The following is a 16,930-nucleotide window of genomic DNA, read 5'->3' on the forward strand; positions in this document are numbered from 1 at the left end:
GCGCGCAGCGGTCGCGCCTATGCATACCACAGGCGGCGACCGCTGTTACAGGGCTGTGATCAGGCCCCGTGGCACTTCTTGAATTTCTTGTTGCTGCCGCACGGGCATGGGTCGTTTCGACCGACGTCCTTCAGGGTATTGCGCACTGGCTCCTGGGGGGCGTGGTTACAGTGCGGGCCGTGAACATGGCCGTGGTCATGGTCGTGATGATCATGATCGTGGTTGCAGTCTGGGCCATGAACATGGGGTTGTTGGGTCATTGCGGGTTACTCCGGTAAAAGATCGCCGGGAATTATCTCACCACTGCGCGACAAGTGCAGGTCACGGGTGAAGATTAATCCGCTGCTGAGCTCGCCATCGAGACGATAGTGCAGCGGCTGATCGGTATTCTTGAGCAGTTTGGCCAGGGGCTTGACCTGCGCCCAGAGGTTGGTGCGCACCGGAATCTTGAAGGTGCGCCGGGCGTGCCCGCCCACACTGCGCCACAAGCTCGATTCCCCCTCGGCCAGCAACAGTTCGTTCAAGTGCACTGTGTAGCTCAGGCTGCGGATGAACAGGCGCTCGTCATTGGGGTTGTCGACGCGCACATGAAGAACGAACTCCTGCTCCAGCAGGCGCATCTTGACCGCCTCGACCTTGACCAGGTGGACCTCGGGGTCACGGTAATCATCGCCCAGCCAACTGGCACAGCCCGTCAGTTGCAGTATCAGGAGGCTGAGCAACAACAGACGGGCCATCAACCTCAGTTACCCAGGTAGCTGGAGCAGCATTTCTTGAATTTCTGCCCGCTGGCACAGGGGCAGGGGTCGTTGCGTCCGGCCTTGAGGCCTACGGTGGGGTCGATGAAGTACCAGCGGCCGTGGTTTTGCACGAAAGCCGAGCGCTCACGGTGACTGTGTTCACCATCATTGTCGTGCCAGCGCGCTGTGAAGGTGACAAAGGCATGTTCAGGCTGGCCGCCGAACACTTCGGCACCTTCGACCTCCAGGCCCAACCAGGTGCTCTGGGTGCTCCAGGCCATGATGCTGTCGCGATCCAGTCCTGCCTGCTGCGCGGGCAGGGTGGTTGCTACCAGGTAGTCGATCAATCCCAATACGTAGGCGCTGTAGCGCGAGCGCATCAGGGCTTGCGCGTCGGGTGCCGGCTGGCCGGCATGGAAATGTCCACAACAGGCGTCGAGCAGGTTACCGCTGCCGCAGGGACAAACCGAGACACTCATTGTTTCACCACCAGTACTTGCCAAAATTTTCCGGGTTGGCCCAGAACTTGGCGTTGAGCCAGTCCGGTACCTGTTTGTATTCACGTAGATCATAGGTGAACAGGCTCAGAACCTGTTCACCACGCTGAAATTTTTCATTGGCCTGCAGGGCCAGGGCGAAAAAGTCGGTGTCTTGCCACTGGCAGGCTTCGAGGTCCGCCAGCACGGCCACGCGACTGGCATTGAGATTGCGGATACCGCCCAGCAATTGCAGGCCGTTGCGCTTGGGCAGGTGCTCCAGGCAATCGACCAGCAGGGCCAGGTCGAAGCGTTGCGCCGCCAGCTCGGCGGGCAACGGTCCAGGGGCTGCCTGGGCGATCTCGACCTGCGGGTGGGCCTGGGCAAAGGCCTCCAGGGCAGGGAAGCGCGAACCCACCAGCAGCAGGCGCTGTGGCGCATGTCGTTCAAGCAGCGCGGCCAGGGCCTGTTGCGGCGTGCGCTGGGAAAATCCGTCAATCATCGGGAATCCTCGGTCAGATGCGTCAAGACTAACGGTCCCGGGCCCCCGCGCATAGTGACTGATGGCGGCATCATGGCTTATTGCTGGCGGAGATGGATTGGCGGGTCTTTACTCCCATGAGCATCGGTTTTGCACCGAATCCCAGGAGATGCAACAAATGAGCATAGTACGCACAGCTTTACCTCTGGTTCTGCTTACCAGCGTGTTGACTGGTTGTGCAGGTTTGCAAAAAACCGACTGGCCGAAATGCGCGGCGGTCGGGGGTGTGGGCGGCGCAGCCTTGGGCGCTATAGAAAGCTCGAGTTGGGCTGGCTGGGGGGCCTTGCTGGGTGCGGGTATGGCAGCAGGTTACTGCTGGGCCCATGGCGATGGTGATGAAGATGGTGATGGTGTACCGGACAGCCGTGACAAGTGTCCGGGTACGCCTCGTGGCGTTCAGGTCGATGCCAATGGATGCCCACCTGAGCCTGCCGTGGTTGAAGAAGTAGTAGTGGTCAAGGAAGAAGTGATCGTGATTCGTGATGTTCACTTCGAATTCGACTCGGCGAAACTGACCGCAGCCGACAAGGAGCGCTTGAACACCATTGCGACTCGCCTGAAAAACGAAGCGGCAAGCGCCAGGTTGAGTGTGACCGGGCATACCGACAGTGTCGGTCGTGATGCCTACAACCAGAAACTGTCTGAACGCCGTGCCCAATCGGTCACCGATTACCTGGTGAGCAGCGGCGTACCGCAAGCCAGTTTCGTTTCGGTTCAAGGCGCCGGTGAGAGCCGTCCGGAAGCGGACAACGCTACCGCTGAAGGCCGGGCGATGAATCGGCGGGTGGAAATTCGCATCGAGCGCTGACGCGCGACGGCCTGCGGCTTGAGAAGTGCCGCGGGCCGGTCTTTACTCCTGTGTGACCGGTAGCGACCGGTGACACAGGAGCAATTCCCATGAGTGTTCTCTCCAAGGCCGCGGTATCAGTGCTGGTGGCGGCAAGCCTGCTTTCCGGTTGCGCTACTCACAGTGATGGCAGCGCACCACTCAATCAAAGGACCTGGCCAATCTGCAGCCTGCTCGGCGGACTTGTCGGCGGTGGACTGGGGGCTATTGAAAGTTCTGCATGGGCCGCGGGGGCCGGTGCCGCTGGCGCGATCGCCGGTGGGCTGATCTGCTATGCCCAGGACGGTGACGAAGATGAGGACGGCGTATTCGATCGCCGTGATAACTGTCCGGATACCCCGGCCAATACTCCGGTCAGCCATAACGGTTGCCCATTGCCACAGTATCCGGTCGCCGAAAAAGCCGAGCCTGCCCCTGTGCCCGAGGTGATTACCCTCAATGACCAGGGCGCGGTGATGTTCGCATTCGACTCTGCAGAACTGACCAGCAGCGCCCATACGCAATTGCAGGCGCTGACAAACAAGCTGAACGCCGCCAGCGTGGTCAGCGTCAAAGTGATCGGGCACACCGACAGCCAGGGGGCTGACGCTTACAACCAGACGCTTTCCGAGCGGCGAGCCAGCAGCGTTGCCGAGTACTTGATCAGCCAGGGGTTGTCTCCGGCTAAAGTCACCAGCCAGGGCCGGGGTGAGAGCGAGCCGATTGCAGACAACAACACCGAGGAGGGGCGGGCACAGAACCGCAGGGTGGAACTGCACCTGAACTAATGGCAGGGGGCATCCATGAAGGTTTTTTTGGGGTTGGGCAAGGCGCTGACGGTGGTGTTCTGGTGGGTAGTGCTGGTGAATCTGCTGATTCCCCAGGCGTTCCCCTTCAACAAACTGATCAGCGCCGTCGGGATCGGATTGTTGGGGCTGCACCTACTGGAAGTGCTGGCCTATAACGGCCGCCTGCGTGACCGCAGCCATCGCTGGTTCGATCGGTTGCAGATCCTCTTGGTCGGGATCTTTCATGTGCTTTCGATTCCGCCCCCCGTCCACGCTAAACCGTAGGAGCGGGCTTGTCCCGCGATTGCAATCCTGCAGTCCAATTGCAATCGCAGGGCACGTCGAGACGTCGCACCGGTGCTCCTGGCGCCGTCAGATTGGCAGGCGGGCAGTGGCGACCACGACCACGGCGATCCCCAGCAGCAGGTTGAAACCCACCACCCGGCGGATTTTCCCAAGAACCGTAGCACCGGTCGGCCAGTCTTCTGCCTTGACCGCTTTACGCAGCTCCGGCAGCAGCAATGACTGGATACGAATGAACAGCGCAATCATCGCGATCGCTCCGCCCATCATTACCTGAACATAGCGTGGCGCCCCGTCGAAGCCGGCAAAACGCATGTGCAGCATGCCCACGCCGCTAATGACCAGCACAGCGATCGCCACCCAGACCCACACGAAAAAACGCTGAAATACTGCTGCCCATAAACGCAGGCGAGCGGGGCCATCAAGGGCTGCAACCGCCGCAGGCCGCAGGATCAACCAGGCGAAGAACATCCCGCCGACCCACACCAGGGCGGCCAGGACGTGCAGGCTATAAGGAAGGGCAAAGGCGGCCATCGGGATCTCCATTCGGCGCAAAGGGCAATAGCGGGGTATGATAGCGACCCAATCGAAACACTGAAAATTTATCCAGCCCTCCGGGCGCCCCGACACCATGATCAGCACCGAACTCAAAACCACGATTCAGGGCGCCTATTCGCGTTTTCTCGAAGCCAAGAGCCTCAAGCCTCGCTATGGCCAACGTCTGATGATCGCCGAAGTGGCAAAGGTCCTTGGCAATATCGACTGCGATGACGAAGGTCGCCGTGTTGGTGAACCCGCCATTGTGGCGGTCGAGGCCGGCACCGGTACCGGCAAGACGGTCGCCTATAGCCTGGCTTCGATCCCCGCTGCCAAAGCCGCTGGCAAACGCCTGGTGATCGCCACGGCGACGGTCGCCTTGCAGGAGCAGATCGTTTTCAAGGACCTGCCCGACCTGATGCGCAACAGCGGCCTGAACTTCAGCTTCGCCCTGGCCAAGGGGCGTGGCCGCTACCTGTGCCTGTCCAAGCTCGACCTGTTGCTGCAGGAGGGCCATGCACAATCGGCCACCGCTCAGTTGTTCGAAGAGGAAGGCTTCAGGATCGAAGTCGACGAGGCCAGCCAGAAGCTGTTCACCAGCATGATCGAGAAGCTTGCCGGCAACCGTTGGGACGGTGACCGCGACAGCTGGCCCCAGGCCCTCGAAGACCAGGACTGGGCCCGGCTGACCACCGATCATAGCCAGTGTACCGGTCGCCACTGTCCTAACTTCGGCCAGTGCACCTTCTACAAGGCCCGTGAAGGCATGGGCAAAGTCGATGTCATTGTCACCAACCACGACATGGTCCTGGCCGACCTGGCCCTGGGCGGCGGTGCGGTGCTGCCTGATCCGCGCGATACCATCTATGTATTCGACGAAGGCCACCACCTGCCCGACAAGGCCATCGGCCATTTCGCCCACTACACCCGCCTGCGTTCCACCGCCGATTGGCTGGAGCAGACTGCCAAGAACCTGACCAAACTGCTGGCCCAGCACCCGTTGCCGGGCGATCTGGGCAAGTGGATCGAGCAGGTGCCGGAGCTGGCCCGGGAGATCAAGGCCCAGCAGCAGTTCATGTTCAGTGCCTGTGAGCAGGTGGCTGACTTCCGTCCCGGCGAAGACATGGAAGGCCGTGAACGGCCGCGCCATCGCTTCGAGGGCGGGGTAGTGCCCGAGCATATGCGCGAGATGGGCATCGAGCTGAAGAAGGGTTTCTCACGCTTGACCGACCTGTTCACCCGCCTGACCGACTTGCTCAAGGAGGGCATGGATGCGGAGGTGAGCATCGGCATTGCCAGCCATCAGGCTGAAGAGTGGTATCCGCTGTTTGGCAGTCTGCTGATGCGTGCCCAGGGCAACTGGGAGCTGTGGACCGCCTTCACCGCCGAAGACCCGGAAGACAGCCCGCCCATGGCGCGCTGGCTGACCCTGGCCGAGAGTGGCGCGCTGTTCGATATCGAGGTCAACGCCAGCCCGATCCTGGCGGCCGAGATGCTGCGCCGCAACCTCTGGAACGTCGCCCATGGCGCGTTGGTGACCTCGGCAACGCTGACGGCGCTGGGTAAGTTCGATCGCTTCCGCATGCGTGCCGGCCTGCCCAAGGACGCCGTGACCAGCGTCGTGCCCAGCCCGTTCCATCATACTGATGCAGGTGTTCTGCGGGTGCCGGACCTGCGTGCCGATCCGCGGGACGCCGCCGCCCATACCGCAGCGATCATTCGTGACCTGCCGGCGCTGGTCGAAGGCTCGCGCGGTACGCTGGTGCTGTTCTCTTCACGCAAACAGATGCAGGACGTGTTCGACGGCCTGGACCGGGACTGGCGCAAGCAAGTGTTCATTCAGGGCAACCTGTCCAAGCAGGAAACCTTGAACAAGCACAAGGCGCGGGTCGATGGCGGTGACACCAGCGTGTTGTTCGGCCTTGCCAGTTTTGCCGAGGGTGTCGACCTGCCAGGCGCCTATTGCGAGCATGTGGTGATTGCCAAGATTCCGTTCGCGGTGCCCGATGATCCGGTCGAGGCTGCCCTGGCCGAGTGGATCGAGGCGCGTGGCGGCAACCCGTTCATGGAGATCGCCGTGCCGGACGCCTCGTTGCGCCTGATCCAGGCCTGCGGTCGCCTGCTGCGTACCGAAGAGGATCGCGGCACCATCACCCTGCTGGATCGACGCGTCGTCACCCAGCGCTACGGCAAAGCTATTCTCAACGCTCTGCCGCCGTTTCGACGGGAAATTTCCTGACCCCCGCAGAGAAATACGCCGGGGCGTTGTCTATGACTCAGTTCAAGGCCCGCAAGGGCCCTCAAGGAGAGCTCCAGCCCTATGATTCGCCGTACCTTGCCCGCTGTCTTCGCCCTGTTGTTCAGCACCCCGTTGCTGGCCGGGCAACAGACGCTGTTCAGCTTCGTGCGCCCGGCCGCCGTGGTCAATGTGGCGACCGAGGATGCCAGTTTGCCGCAATACAATGCAGAGCAGACGGCCGAGGGTGAGGTATTGCGCCGGGTGGTATTCAACCCCGTCGAGCGGCCCAGCCTGAAACTGAGCCCGCAATCGGGCGCCTGGGACTGGTCCAGTGCTACGGCCATGACCTTGCGCCTGCAAAGCGGCATGGACTGGCCACTCACGGTAGATGTCACGGTACTGAGTAGCGACGGCAAGACGCTCACCAGTCGTATCGACTTGCCGGCTGGCCCAGCGCAGACGGTGTTGGTGCCGTTGAAGGCGACCTCAGCGCTGAGCCAGGGCATGCGTGCCGGGCCACCGATGCCGTGGGTACATGAAGGCCAGCGTTGGTTGTTGACCAGCAGCGCGGGCGAGGTGGACCTCAAGCAAGTGGTGTCGGTGACCTTGTCGATGAACAAGCCCAACGTTGCCCAGAGCCTGATGATCGAGCGCGTTGGAACCCAGGACGATGAGCAAGTGCAAAAGGCCGTCTATACCGGCTTGATCGATGGCTACGGCCAGTCCACCCGGGCGCGCTGGCCGGAAAAGATTGTCAGCGACGACCAGCTCAAGGCAGCGGCGGCTCGCGAACAGCAGCAACTCAAGGGCTGGATGGCCGAGCGCAGCCAATTGCCCCACGACAAGTTCGGTGGCGTGACCACCGGCGTACGCTTCGAGGCCAAGGGTTTCTTCCGCACCGAAAAGCAGGACGGGCGATGGTACCTGGTCACTCCTGAGGGCCATCCGTTCTATTCGCTGGGCGTCAATGCGGTCGCCCCCGACGGTGGGCGCACCTATGTGGCTGGGCGCGAGTCGATGTTCACCACCTTGCCACAGGAGGGCGAGCCGCTGGCGCAGTTCTATGGTGAAGGTGACAACAACGACGGCAACGGCTCGTCCAGCGGGCGCGGTTTCAACCAGGGGCGCTGGTACGACTTCTATGCCGCCAACCTTGAGCGCACCCATGGCAAGGCCTGCACCCCGGCTGCTGCAACCGACACAGCGCCGGCAGTGGACTGCCCGGCGTCAGTCGTGGACAAGCAGCGCTGGCAGGGTCATACCCTTGATCGCCTGCAGGGTTGGGGGTTCAACACCCTGGGCAACTGGAGCGATTCCGCCGTGGGGCAGGCTGATCGCATCGCCTATACCTTGCCGCTGTCGATCGTTGGTGACTACACCAGCATCAGCACGGGCATGGATTGGTGGGGCCGTATGCCCGACCCGTTCGACCCTCGCTTTGCCATGGCCACGGAACGTGCGGTAGCCATTGCCGCGCGAGACCACCGCGACGACCCCTGGTTGATCGGTTATTTCGCCGACAACGAACTGGCCTGGGCCGCGCCGGGCGATGATCCCAAGGCGCGCTATGCCCTGGCCTACGGGACGCTGCGCCTGACCACCGATGTGCCGGCCAAGCGTGCCTTCCTCAAGCAGTTGCGCGACAAGTACCGTAACCAGGCGGGGTTGTCCAAGGCCTGGGGTATCGACCTGCCGGCCTGGGAACTTATGGAAGACCCAGGTTTCGAGCCGCCCTTGCCAAGCCCGGAGTACCCGGAGATCGAGGCCGACTTCAAATACTTCCAGAAGGTATTTGCCCAAACCTACTTCAAGACCATATCCGACTCCTTGAAGTGGCATGCACCCAATCACTTGCTGCTGGGCGGGCGCTATGCGGTCAGTACGCCGGAAGCGGTGGCTGCCTGTGCCGAGTTCTGCGATGTTCTGAGCTTCAACTTCTACACACCCAAGCCCCAGGACGGTTACGATTTCAGCCAACTCAATGCGCTGGACAAGCCGGTGCTGGTCTCCGAGTTCCAGTTTGGCTCGCGTGATCGCGGCCCGTTCTGGCCAGGGCCGATGGAGGTGGCCAAGGAGGAGGCGCGGGGGCCTTCCTATGCTGCCTTCGTCAAGGCCGCACTGGCTGAGCCAACGATTGTCGGGGTGCACTGGTTCCAGTACCTGGATCAACCGGCCAGCGGGCGTTTGCTGGATGGGGAAAACGGACACTTCGGCCTGGTGGGCATTACCGATGTACCGTTCCAGGGTTTTGTCGAGAGTGTGCGTAAAAGCAACCTGCAGGCGCAGGCGCAGATCGGCAAGCTCGCAGCGCCCGAAAAGGCAGCAACAGCCCCGTAATCCCTGCTTGTCGGCCCGGCGCACCTGCGTGCGCCGGGCCGCACTGCTTTCTGGGCAGGCAACTGCCTGACCGCTGTCTGTTCCCAAATCCGCCGCAGGCTGAAACAATGCACGCCATTTTGGGTTTTGGTGTATTCGGGAGCGGCTGGGTGCAGATTCAGGGTCATTACGAGCTTAAGTTCGAAGCAGTGCGCGAAGCCTTCGCGGCGTTGTTCGACGATCCTCAGGAACGTGGTGCGGCGCTGTGTATCCAGGTGGGTGGCGAGACGGTCGTTGATCTCTGGGCGGGTACCGCCGACAAGGACGGTGCCGAGGCCTGGCATAGCGATACCATCGCCAATCTGTTTTCCTGCACCAAGGCCTTTGCGGCGGTTACCGCCCTGCAATTGGTAGGTGAGGGCAAGCTGTCGCTGGACGCTCCGGTTGCCCGTTACTGGCCAGAGTTTGCCCAAGCCGGCAAGCAGGCGATCACCTTGCGCCAGCTGCTCTGCCACCAGGCCGGGTTGCCGGCCATTCGTCAGTTGTTGAGTGCCGAGTCCTTCTATGATTGGCAGACCATGGTCGACACCCTGGCCGCTGAAACGCCCTGGTGGACACCCGGGAGCGCTCACGGTTATGCGGCGATCACCTACGGTTGGCTGATCGGTGAGTTGATTCGCCGCGCCGACGGACGTGAGCCGGGTGAGTCCATTGTTGCCCGCACGGCACGGCCCCTGGGCCTGGATTTTCACATTGGCCTGGCCGATGAGCAGTTCCACCGGGTGGCGCATATTGCCAGGGGCAAGGGCAACATGGGCGATGAAGCGGCCCAGCGCTTGCTGCAGGTTACCCTGCGCGAGCCGGAGGCACTGTCTACCCGTGCCTTCACCAACCCGCCAGGGATGCTGACCAGCACCAATAAGCCCGAGTGGCGGCGGATGCAGCAGCCTGCGGCCAACGGTCATGGCAATGCCCGCAGCCTGGCAGGGTTCTATGCCGGCTTGCTCGACGGCAGCCTGCTTGAGTCCGAGTTGCTGGATGAGCTGACCCGCGAACACAGCCTGGGTGATGACAAAACCCTGTTGACCCGCACCCGTTTCGGCCTGGGCTGCATGCTCGACCAGCCGACGGTAGCCAATGCCACCTTCGGTCTGGGCAGCAAAGCCTTTGGTCATCCAGGCGCGGGCGGGTCGGTCGGGTTTGCCGACCCTGAACACGATGTCGCCTTCGGTTTTGTAACCAATACCCTGGGGCCTTATGTACTGATGGACCCGCGAGCGCAGAAGCTGGTACGGGTCTTGGGCAGTTGCCTTTGATCGGTTAACCCCGGTGTTACCTGAACCCTTTGGCTATTCTGGATTCCAATGCTCAACACTTTTGAGCAGAATTTCTTTCATTTTCATGGTGTATCGCTGATGTCTTCACATAAAACCTTAGCTCTCGCCCTGTGCCTGGCCATGACCGGTTGCGCGCAGCACTCTCAGAATGGCGCGGTAGATGGCGGGCTCAACTGGTGGCCATTCGGTTCGGACAAGGTCGCCGACAAGGAAGTGAAGGAAGTGGTAACCGAAAAGGTCGCCAAGGCCGATGCCAAGTCGGAAAACTCCAGCCGCTGGTGGTGGCCGTTCGGCGAGAGCGCCAAGAACAACACCCCTGTCGTGCCGAAGATCGACCACAAGGCCACCCAGGCCTGGCTGGACAGCTACGAGCCGCGACTGCGCGAGGCCATCAAGGACAGCAAGTTCGAAGTCGAGCGTCGTGAAGACGTACTGGTGGTCACGGTGCCGGTGGACTCTTCCTACAATCCTGATCGCCCGGCCATGCTCCTGCCGGTAACCCTGGGGCCAATCACCCGGGTGGCCAAAGCCATCGAGACCGACAAACAGACCGCCGTGCTGGTCCTGGGCCATGCCGACACCAGCGGCGCCGCAGCGCTCAATCAGAAACTCAGCCAGGAACGTGCGCAGTCGATTGCCGCGATCTTCCGTCTCAGCGGTCTGGAACGTGATCGTCTGAATTTGCGGGGCATGGGCTCGGAAATGCCTCGTGCAGCCAACGACAGTGTTGAAGGCCGAGCCTTGAACCGTCGCGTAGAATTGGTACTGACCCCACAAAACACCATGATTGCCTTGCTCGCCAAGTACAAACAGCCAACCCCGAGCCCGGCAGCACTGGTCGCTGTGCAGGATGCCAAGGCGCCGGTCAAGGCGGCTGTGAAACCTGCGTCCAAGGCACCAGCGAAAGCAGCCAGCACGGCCAAGAAAGCCCCGGCCAAGACCGCTGCCGCAAAGAAGAAAGCCCCCGTTGCCAAGCCTGCGGCTAAAAAGCCTGCACCGACAGCGAAAAAAGTGGCCGCCAACACCAGCCCTGCGAAGACCAACTGATCGTCAAGGAACGCAGCAATGACCCAGACCCTGGCCGATATGCGCCGCGATTACACCCGTGATGGCCTGGCAGAAGCTCAGGCCCCGGACGAACCCTTCGCGTTGTTTCGCCACTGGTTCGACGACGCGGTGAAAACCGAGCTGCCGCCGGTAGAAGCCAATGCCATGACCGTGGCGACGGTCGACGCTGACGGTCGCCCGCACTGCCGGGTCTTGTTGCTCAAAGGCCTGGATGACAAAGGCTTCACCTTCTTCACCAATTACGAGAGCGCCAAGGGGCAGCAACTGCTGGCCAACCCCCATGCGGCCATGACCTTCTTCTGGCCAGCCCTTGAGCGTCAGGTGCGCATCGAAGGCAAGGTGGTCAAGGTCAGTGCCAAGGAGTCGGATGAGTATTATCAGGTGCGCCCGTTGGGCAGCCGCCTGGGGGCCTGGGCATCACCGCAGAGTCGGGTGATTGCGGGTCGCGAGGAACTCGAGGGTCTGGTCAAGGCCACCGAGCAACGCTTCAGTGATACGCAGCCGCATTGTCCGGAACACTGGGGTGGCTACCGCTTGCTGCCCGAGCGCATCGAGTTCTGGCAGGGGCGCGCCAGCCGCCTGCATGACCGCCTCAATTACCGCCTGCAAGATGGCGCCTGGCTGCGCGAGCGCCTGGCACCTTAATCGGTATATCCCGCGGCCTCGCGTTCCAGCCAGGCCGCCAGCTCAGCGCGCTTGACCTTTTGCGCGCGCGCTTTGTCCAAGCATTCAAGCATGTAGGCTTTCTTGCGCTCATCCTTACCGGCCATCGACAGCGCCAGGTCGCGATCCATCCAGCGCCGGATGCGCACATACAACCACCAGTGAAAATACAGCCCTGCCACGGTCGTGACGACGACGATGAAGTAATCCATGACTATCCTTGCGCTAGACGTTTCTACAGACCGCATCGATGACACAGGCTGTATGGAAGCTGAATGGAAGCAATTTTACCCCGCATCGGTCGTGACAGTCGTCAACGCGCGGAGTCTAATGAACACCTGACTTTTGGAGACCATCCTATGCGTAAATCTGTTTTGCTGTTGGCCAGCTTCACCACGATGTCGATGCTGCTCACTGGCTGCGCCTCGAGCCTGACCGGCGATAGCTACTCGCGCGACGAAGCCCGCCGTGTTCAGACCGTACGTATGGGCACCATCGAATCCCTGCGGCCCGTCAAGATCGAAGGCACCAAGACGCCAATCGGTGGCGGTGCCGGCGCCGTTGTCGGCGGTGTGGCCGGTAGTGCCATTGGTGGCGGGCGCGGCAGCATCGTTGCTGCTGTCATCGGTGCCGTGGCCGGTGGCCTTGCAGGTTCGGCCGCTGAAGAGGGCCTGACCCGCACCCAGGGTGTGGAAATCACCGTACGTGAAGACGACGGCAGCATGCGAGCCTATGTGCAGGCAGTGCAGGAGAACGAGATTTTCCGCGTGGGTGAGCGTGTGCGCATCATGACCGTCGATGGCACCAGCCGGGTTTCGCACTGATACCCGAACAGCAATAAAAAACCCCGACTCGGCAATGCCGGTCGGGGTTTTTTATTGCCTTGTTCTTGCTCAGGCGGTGGAAGCTTTGCGGCTGGCCAGCGCGGTGATGGTGTAGCCGATCAGCGCGGCGAGAATGGAGCCGGTGAGAATACCCATGCGGTCCATACCGGCGTAATCGCTGCTGCCAGGCACGAACGCCAGCGAGCCTACGAACAGGCTCATGGTGAAGCCGATACCACACAGGATCGCCACACCCAGCACCTGGCCCCAATTCGCATTGGCGGGGAGGGCGGCGATGCCCAGCTTGACTGACAGCCAGGTCAGGCCGAATACCCCGAGGGTCTTGCCCAGCAACAAGCCCACGGCGATGCCCATCGGCACGTGGTGGGTGAAACTTTCGAGTGTGACGCCGGCCAGCGATACACCGGCGTTGGCGAAGGCAAACAAAGGCAGAATGCCGTAGGCCACCCACGGGTGCAGGGCGTGCTCCAGCGTCAACAAGGGGGAGGGTTCGGCATTGCGGGTTCGCAAGGGGATACACAGGGCCAGGGTGACACCGGCAAGGGTGGCATGGACACCACTCTTGAGCACGCAGACCCAGAGAATCAGGCCAATCACCATGTAAGGCCCCAGCTTGACCACTCCCATCCGGTTCATGCCGACCAGGGCCAGCAGGCAGGCACCCGCCAGCATCAGCGACAAGCTCGACAACTCGCCCGAATAGAAGAGGGCAATAACAACGATTGCACCCAGGTCATCAATGATGGCCAGGGTCATCAGGAACAGCTTCAGTGACACGGGTACACGCTTGCCCAGCAGGGCCAGTACACCCAGGGCAAAGGCGATGTCGGTGGCCATTGGAATCGCCCAGCCAGCGGTAGCGCTCGGGTCGTCCTTGTTCAGGAACCAGTAGATCAGGGCCGGGACGACCATACCGCCGATGGCAGCAGCCCCTGGCAGAACGATCTGCGACGGCTTGGACAGGTGACCTTCGACCACCTCGCGCTTGACCTCAAGGCCGATCAGCAGGAAGAACAGCGCCATCAAGCCGTCATTGATCCACAGCAGCAACGGCTTGGCGATTTTCAGTGCGCCAATCTGGGCGACCACGGGGACATCCAGCAGGCCGTTGTACAGGTACGATAACGGCGAGTTGTTGATGATCAGGGCCAGGGCAGCTGCAGCAATCAGTAATAGACCGCTGGCAGCTTCCAACTGAAAGAAACGTGTGAAAGTGCTACGCAGCAAGGGTGATCTCCATCCTGAGGGTTCAATAGGGCGACACCCTACCGTGAGAAGATATGCTTTAAAACAAAAAATATATTCGTTTTTGTTATAAGTGATGGCCATCTTGCCTCATGCAGCCTAGCAGTTGTATCGGAATATTTACTGCGGCTGTATCTGTTGGCTTTCGCTGGGGTTTCCTACCATGATCGCCTGCATTTCGATCTTTTCCGGGACTGGACCATGACTGATCACCGCCTCTGGGCACGCGAAGCCATCCGTATCATCGAGGCTGACTTTCAGCGCAGTGCCGATACCCACCTGATCCCGCTGCCGCTGCCCGGGTTTGCCGATGTCGACTTGTATTTCAAGGACGAGTCCAGTCATCCCACGGGCAGCCTCAAGCATCGCCTGGCCCGTTCGTTGTTTCTCTACGCCTTGTGCAATGGCTGGTTGCGCCCCGGTGCGCCTGTGATCGAAGCCTCCAGTGGTTCGACGGCGATTTCTGAAGCCTACTTCGCGCGCTTGCTCGGTTTGCCCTTCATTGCCGTGGTACCCGCCAGTACCTCTCAGGAAAAGATCACCCAGATCGCCTTCTATGGCGGCCAGAGTCACCTGGTGGATGATCCGACGCAGATCTATGCCGAATCCGAACGCCTGGCGCGGGAAAGTGGTGGGCATTTCATGGACCAGTTCACCTACGCCGAGCGCGCCACCGACTGGCGTGCCAACAACAATATTGCCGAGTCGATCTACAGCCAGATGCGTTTCGAGCGCCATCCCGAGCCGAGCTGGCTGATTTCCAGCCCGGGTACGGGGGGCACCACGGCAACCCTGGGGCGCTATGTGCGTTATCGCCAGCACACCACCCGGGTACTGTGTGCCGATGCCGAGCGCTCGGTATTTTTCGACAGCTACAAGAGCGGTGATCGCTCCTTGCAGCTTGATTGCGGCTCACGGATAGAAGGCATTGGCCGTCCACGGGTAGAGGCATCGTTCCTGCCTCATGTCATCGACGCGATGGTCAAGGTGCCGGATGCACTGTCGCTGGCAGCCATGCACTACCTCGCCAAGCGTCTGGGGCGGCGAGTGGGTGGATCAAGCGGCACCAACCTGATTGGCGCGTTGATCGCGGCACGGCAGATGCGCACTGCCGGGGAGGCGGGCTCGATCGTGGCGATACTCTGTGATGGCGGTGATCGCTATGCCACCAGCTATTACGACCAGGACTGGCTGACGAAACAGGGGTATCAGTTGCAGGAGGTTATCGAGGCGGTGACGGCGTGCGTCGAGCGGGGCGAGGCGTTGCCCGAGACGATCTTGTGTGAAGGAATCTGAAATCATCGTGGGGCAAGCCTCACCGGTATTGTTTGTACCGGTGGGGCTTGCCCCGTGATGTGGCCTTACTGCTGCAGGCCCAGCATGCTGCGCGCCACGGCCTCGGCAATGCGAATCCCGTCAACACCCGCCGAGAGGATCCCACCCGCATAGCCAGCACCTTCACCGGCCGGGAACAGGCCCTTGAGGTTGAGGCTCTGCAGGTTTGCATCACGGGTGATGCGCAGCGGTGAGGACGTGCGGGTTTCAATGCCTGTCAGCACGGCATCGTGCAGGTTGTAACCTTTGATCTGCCGATCGAAGGCAGGCAAGGCCTCACGTATGGCTTCGATGGCAAAGTCCGGTAGGCTCGGAGCCAGGTCGCCGAGGTTGACGCCGGGCTTGTACGATGGCTCGACACTGCCCAGGGCGGTAGACGGCCTGCCAGCGACAAAGTCGCCGACCAGTTGGGCCGGTGCCTGGTAGTTGCTGCCACCGAGCACGTAGGCGTGGGCTTCGAGTTTTTCCTGCAGTTCGATACCGGCCAGTGGACCGCCTGGGAAGTCTTGCTCTGGAGTGATACCGACGACGATGCCCGAGTTGGCATTGCGCTCGTTGCGCGAGTACTGGCTCATGCCGTTGGTGACTACCCGGCCTGGCTCGCTGGTGGCCGCCACCACAGTGCCGCCCGGACACATGCAGAAACTGTACACGGAGCGTCCGTTCTTGGCGTGGTGAACCAGCTTGTAGTCTGCCGCGCCCAGCTTCGGGTGCCCGGCATACTTGCCCAGGCGCGCCTGGTCGATCAGCGACTGTGGGTGCTCGATACGAAAGCCGATGGAGAACGGCTTGGCCTCCATGAACACGCCACGGGCATGCAGCATGCGGAAGGTGTCGCGGGCGCTGTGACCCAGGGCCATCACTACATGGCGCGAGTGCAGTTGTTCACCGCTTTGCAGCACCACGCCATTGAGTTGGCCATCGTCCATCAGCAGGTCGGTGACTTTCTGTTCAAAGCGTACTTCGCCGCCCAGCGCGTGGATCTCATGGCGCATGTTCTCAACCATGCCGGTGAGGCGGAAGGTACCAATGTGTGGCTTGTTGACGTAGAGGATCTCCTCTGGCGCCCCGGCCTTGACGAACTCGTGCAGCACCTTGCGACCATGATGTTGCGGGTCTTTGATCTGGCTGTAGAGCTTGCCGTCGGAGAAGGTGCCTGCGCCGCCTTCACCGAACTGCACGTTCGACTCGGGGTTGAGCACGCTCTTGCGCCACAGGCCCCAGGTGTCCTTGGTGCGCTGGCGAACTTCCTTGCCGCGTTCGAGGATGATCGGCTTGAAGCCCATCTGTGCCAGCAGCAGGCCGGCGAAGATCCCGCACGGTCCGAAGCCGACCACGATCGGGCGTTCCTGCAGGTCGGCAGGTGCCTGGCCAACCACCTTGTAGCTGACGTCCGGCGCGACATTGATGTTGTGGTCGTCGGCGAACTTCTCCAGCAGCTCGGTTTCGTTGCTGACGTTCAGGTCGATGGTGTAGATGAACAGCAGTTCGCTGTTCTTCTTGCGCGCGTCATAGCTGCGCTTGAACAGGGTGAAGTCCAGCAACTGCTCGTCGCTGATCCCCAGGCGTTGCACAATGGCCTCGCGCAGGGCTTCATCAGGATGATCCAGTGGCAGCTTCAGTTCGGTGATTCGTAACATGGCAGGGTCCAGTATCCCGGCCATGAACGGC

The 16,930-nt window shown here is 61.4% G+C and carries 18 protein-coding genes; 10 read left to right on the forward strand and 8 right to left on the reverse strand.

Translation table 11 applies throughout. The features are described 5' to 3' along the window. Window positions 1–59: 59 nt before the first annotated feature. Genes H621_RS28020 through H621_RS0111285 form a run of 4 tightly spaced genes read right to left on the reverse strand, consistent with a single transcriptional unit; the run spans window position 60 to window position 1,718 of the window. Entirely contained in the window at window positions 60–260 is a 201-nt protein-coding gene (locus H621_RS28020) for an SEC-C metal-binding domain-containing protein (RefSeq protein WP_036989700.1), read from the reverse strand. A gap of 6 nt (window positions 261–266) precedes the next feature. After that, window positions 267–737 (reverse strand): LEA/WHy family protein, encoded by a 471-nt coding sequence (locus H621_RS0111275; RefSeq protein WP_036989702.1) that lies wholly within the window; start codon window positions 735–737, stop codon window positions 267–269. A 5-nt stretch (window positions 738–742) separates the two neighbouring features. Next, window positions 743–1,219, reverse strand: coding sequence for a YchJ family protein (locus tag H621_RS0111280; RefSeq protein ID WP_028943503.1), 477 nt, complete (start codon window positions 1,217–1,219; stop codon window positions 743–745). Between the two features lie 4 nt (window positions 1,220–1,223). Beyond that, window positions 1,224–1,718, reverse strand: coding sequence for a DUF6231 family protein (locus H621_RS0111285; protein WP_028943504.1), 495 nt, complete (start codon window positions 1,716–1,718; stop codon window positions 1,224–1,226). 157 nt (window positions 1,719–1,875) lie between these two features. Here H621_RS0111285 and H621_RS0111290 point away from each other — a divergent pair, with 157 nt between their 5' ends. The 3 genes from H621_RS0111290 to H621_RS0111300 all read left to right on the forward strand — a co-directional run bounded on the left by H621_RS0111290 (window position 1,876) and on the right by H621_RS0111300 (window position 3,656). After that, window positions 1,876–2,565 (forward strand): PA1041 family peptidoglycan-binding anchor lipoprotein, encoded by a 690-nt coding sequence (locus H621_RS0111290; RefSeq protein WP_028943505.1) that lies wholly within the window; start codon window positions 1,876–1,878, stop codon window positions 2,563–2,565. A gap of 89 nt (window positions 2,566–2,654) precedes the next feature. After that, the gene (locus H621_RS0111295) at window positions 2,655–3,371 is read left to right on the forward strand and encodes a PA1041 family peptidoglycan-binding anchor lipoprotein (RefSeq protein WP_028943506.1); all 717 of its coding nucleotides are present in this window, start codon (window positions 2,655–2,657) and stop codon (window positions 3,369–3,371) included. Window positions 3,372–3,386: 15 nt separating this feature from the next. Next, a complete protein-coding gene (locus H621_RS0111300) occupies window positions 3,387–3,656 on the forward strand; it encodes a DUF1145 domain-containing protein (RefSeq protein WP_028943507.1) in 270 nt (89 codons plus the stop codon). 87 nt (window positions 3,657–3,743) lie between these two features. Here H621_RS0111300 and H621_RS0111305 read toward each other — a convergent pair whose 3' ends face one another. Further along, window positions 3,744–4,208, reverse strand: coding sequence for a CopD family protein (locus H621_RS0111305; protein WP_028943508.1), 465 nt, complete (start codon window positions 4,206–4,208; stop codon window positions 3,744–3,746). A gap of 97 nt (window positions 4,209–4,305) precedes the next feature. On the opposite strand from H621_RS0111305, the gene dinG reads away from it, so the two are divergent. The 5 genes from dinG to pdxH all read left to right on the forward strand — a co-directional run bounded on the left by dinG (window position 4,306) and on the right by pdxH (window position 11,816). Next, complete coding sequence (gene dinG / locus H621_RS0111310; protein ID WP_028943509.1) at window positions 4,306–6,450, forward strand: ATP-dependent DNA helicase DinG; 2,145 nt, start codon at window positions 4,306–4,308, stop codon at window positions 6,448–6,450. Between the two features lie 81 nt (window positions 6,451–6,531). Beyond that, window positions 6,532–8,787, forward strand: coding sequence for a beta-agarase (locus H621_RS0111315; protein ID WP_028943510.1), 2,256 nt, complete (start codon window positions 6,532–6,534; stop codon window positions 8,785–8,787). A gap of 149 nt (window positions 8,788–8,936) precedes the next feature. Next, window positions 8,937–10,082, forward strand: coding sequence for an EstA family serine hydrolase (locus tag H621_RS0111320; protein ID WP_028943511.1), 1,146 nt, complete (start codon window positions 8,937–8,939; stop codon window positions 10,080–10,082). Window positions 10,083–10,181: 99 nt separating this feature from the next. Further along, window positions 10,182–11,150 carry an OmpA family protein gene (locus H621_RS0111325; RefSeq protein ID WP_028943512.1) on the forward strand — a complete coding sequence of 323 codons (969 nt, stop codon included), beginning with the start codon at window positions 10,182–10,184 and terminating at the stop codon, window positions 11,148–11,150. 18 nt (window positions 11,151–11,168) lie between these two features. Then, complete coding sequence (gene pdxH / locus H621_RS0111330) at window positions 11,169–11,816, forward strand: pyridoxamine 5'-phosphate oxidase (RefSeq protein ID WP_028943513.1); 648 nt, start codon at window positions 11,169–11,171, stop codon at window positions 11,814–11,816. Here pdxH and H621_RS0111335 read toward each other — a convergent pair. Then, the gene (locus H621_RS0111335; protein ID WP_028943514.1) at window positions 11,813–12,046 is read right to left on the reverse strand and encodes a hypothetical protein; all 234 of its coding nucleotides are present in this window, start codon (window positions 12,044–12,046) and stop codon (window positions 11,813–11,815) included. The two genes, pdxH and H621_RS0111335, sit on opposite strands and share 4 nt — an antisense overlap. A 147-nt stretch (window positions 12,047–12,193) precedes the next feature. On the opposite strand from H621_RS0111335, the gene H621_RS0111345 reads away from it, so the two are divergent. Beyond that, window positions 12,194–12,658, forward strand: a complete 465-nt coding sequence (locus tag H621_RS0111345; RefSeq protein ID WP_028943515.1) for an outer membrane lipoprotein — start codon at window positions 12,194–12,196, stop codon at window positions 12,656–12,658. A 69-nt stretch (window positions 12,659–12,727) separates the two neighbouring features. Here H621_RS0111345 and nhaA read toward each other — a convergent pair whose 3' ends face one another. Beyond that, window positions 12,728–13,906, reverse strand: coding sequence for a Na+/H+ antiporter NhaA (gene nhaA / locus H621_RS0111350; protein ID WP_036989704.1), 1,179 nt, complete (start codon window positions 13,904–13,906; stop codon window positions 12,728–12,730). A gap of 219 nt (window positions 13,907–14,125) precedes the next feature. Here nhaA and H621_RS0111355 point away from each other — a divergent pair, with 219 nt between their 5' ends. Further along, window positions 14,126–15,220, forward strand: a complete 1,095-nt coding sequence (locus H621_RS0111355) for a PLP-dependent cysteine synthase family protein (RefSeq protein WP_028943517.1) — start codon at window positions 14,126–14,128, stop codon at window positions 15,218–15,220. Between the two features lie 65 nt (window positions 15,221–15,285). On the opposite strand, the gene H621_RS0111360 is transcribed toward H621_RS0111355, so the two are convergent. Further along, window positions 15,286–16,899: an NAD(P)/FAD-dependent oxidoreductase gene (locus H621_RS0111360; RefSeq protein ID WP_028943518.1), complete on the reverse strand. Its 1,614-nt coding sequence runs from the start codon at window positions 16,897–16,899 to the stop codon at window positions 15,286–15,288. Window positions 16,900–16,930: the final 31 nt, after the last annotated feature.

Source organism: Pseudomonas vranovensis DSM 16006, from assembly GCF_000425805.1.
GTDB classification, from domain to species: Bacteria; Pseudomonadota; Gammaproteobacteria; order Pseudomonadales; family Pseudomonadaceae; genus Aquipseudomonas; species Aquipseudomonas vranovensis.

What these genes read in the sequence shown, in the direction of transcription:
- H621_RS28020 (WP_036989700.1), bottom strand. Translation starts at nt 260, where the DNA reads ATGACCCAACAACCCCATGTTCATGGCCCAGACTGCAACCACGATCAT.
- H621_RS0111275 (WP_036989702.1), bottom strand. Translation starts at nt 737, where the DNA reads ATGGCCCGTCTGTTGTTGCTCAGCCTCCTGATACTGCAACTGACGGGC.
- H621_RS0111280 (WP_028943503.1), bottom strand. Translation starts at nt 1,219, where the DNA reads ATGAGTGTCTCGGTTTGTCCCTGCGGCAGCGGTAACCTGCTCGACGCC.
- H621_RS0111285 (WP_028943504.1), bottom strand. Translation starts at nt 1,718, where the DNA reads ATGATTGACGGATTTTCCCAGCGCACGCCGCAACAGGCCCTGGCCGCG.
- H621_RS0111290 (WP_028943505.1), top strand. Translation starts at nt 1,876, where the DNA reads ATGAGCATAGTACGCACAGCTTTACCTCTGGTTCTGCTTACCAGCGTG.
- H621_RS0111295 (WP_028943506.1), top strand. Translation starts at nt 2,655, where the DNA reads ATGAGTGTTCTCTCCAAGGCCGCGGTATCAGTGCTGGTGGCGGCAAGC.
- H621_RS0111300 (WP_028943507.1), top strand. Translation starts at nt 3,387, where the DNA reads ATGAAGGTTTTTTTGGGGTTGGGCAAGGCGCTGACGGTGGTGTTCTGG.
- H621_RS0111305 (WP_028943508.1), bottom strand. Translation starts at nt 4,208, where the DNA reads ATGGCCGCCTTTGCCCTTCCTTATAGCCTGCACGTCCTGGCCGCCCTG.
- dinG (WP_028943509.1), top strand. Translation starts at nt 4,306, where the DNA reads ATGATCAGCACCGAACTCAAAACCACGATTCAGGGCGCCTATTCGCGT.
- H621_RS0111315 (WP_028943510.1), top strand. Translation starts at nt 6,532, where the DNA reads ATGATTCGCCGTACCTTGCCCGCTGTCTTCGCCCTGTTGTTCAGCACC.
- H621_RS0111325 (WP_028943512.1), top strand. Translation starts at nt 10,182, where the DNA reads ATGTCTTCACATAAAACCTTAGCTCTCGCCCTGTGCCTGGCCATGACC.
- pdxH (WP_028943513.1), top strand. Translation starts at nt 11,169, where the DNA reads ATGACCCAGACCCTGGCCGATATGCGCCGCGATTACACCCGTGATGGC.
- H621_RS0111335 (WP_028943514.1), bottom strand. Translation starts at nt 12,046, where the DNA reads ATGGATTACTTCATCGTCGTCGTCACGACCGTGGCAGGGCTGTATTTT.
- H621_RS0111345 (WP_028943515.1), top strand. Translation starts at nt 12,194, where the DNA reads ATGCGTAAATCTGTTTTGCTGTTGGCCAGCTTCACCACGATGTCGATG.
- H621_RS0111355 (WP_028943517.1), top strand. Translation starts at nt 14,126, where the DNA reads ATGACTGATCACCGCCTCTGGGCACGCGAAGCCATCCGTATCATCGAG.
- H621_RS0111360 (WP_028943518.1), bottom strand. Translation starts at nt 16,899, where the DNA reads ATGTTACGAATCACCGAACTGAAGCTGCCACTGGATCATCCTGATGAA.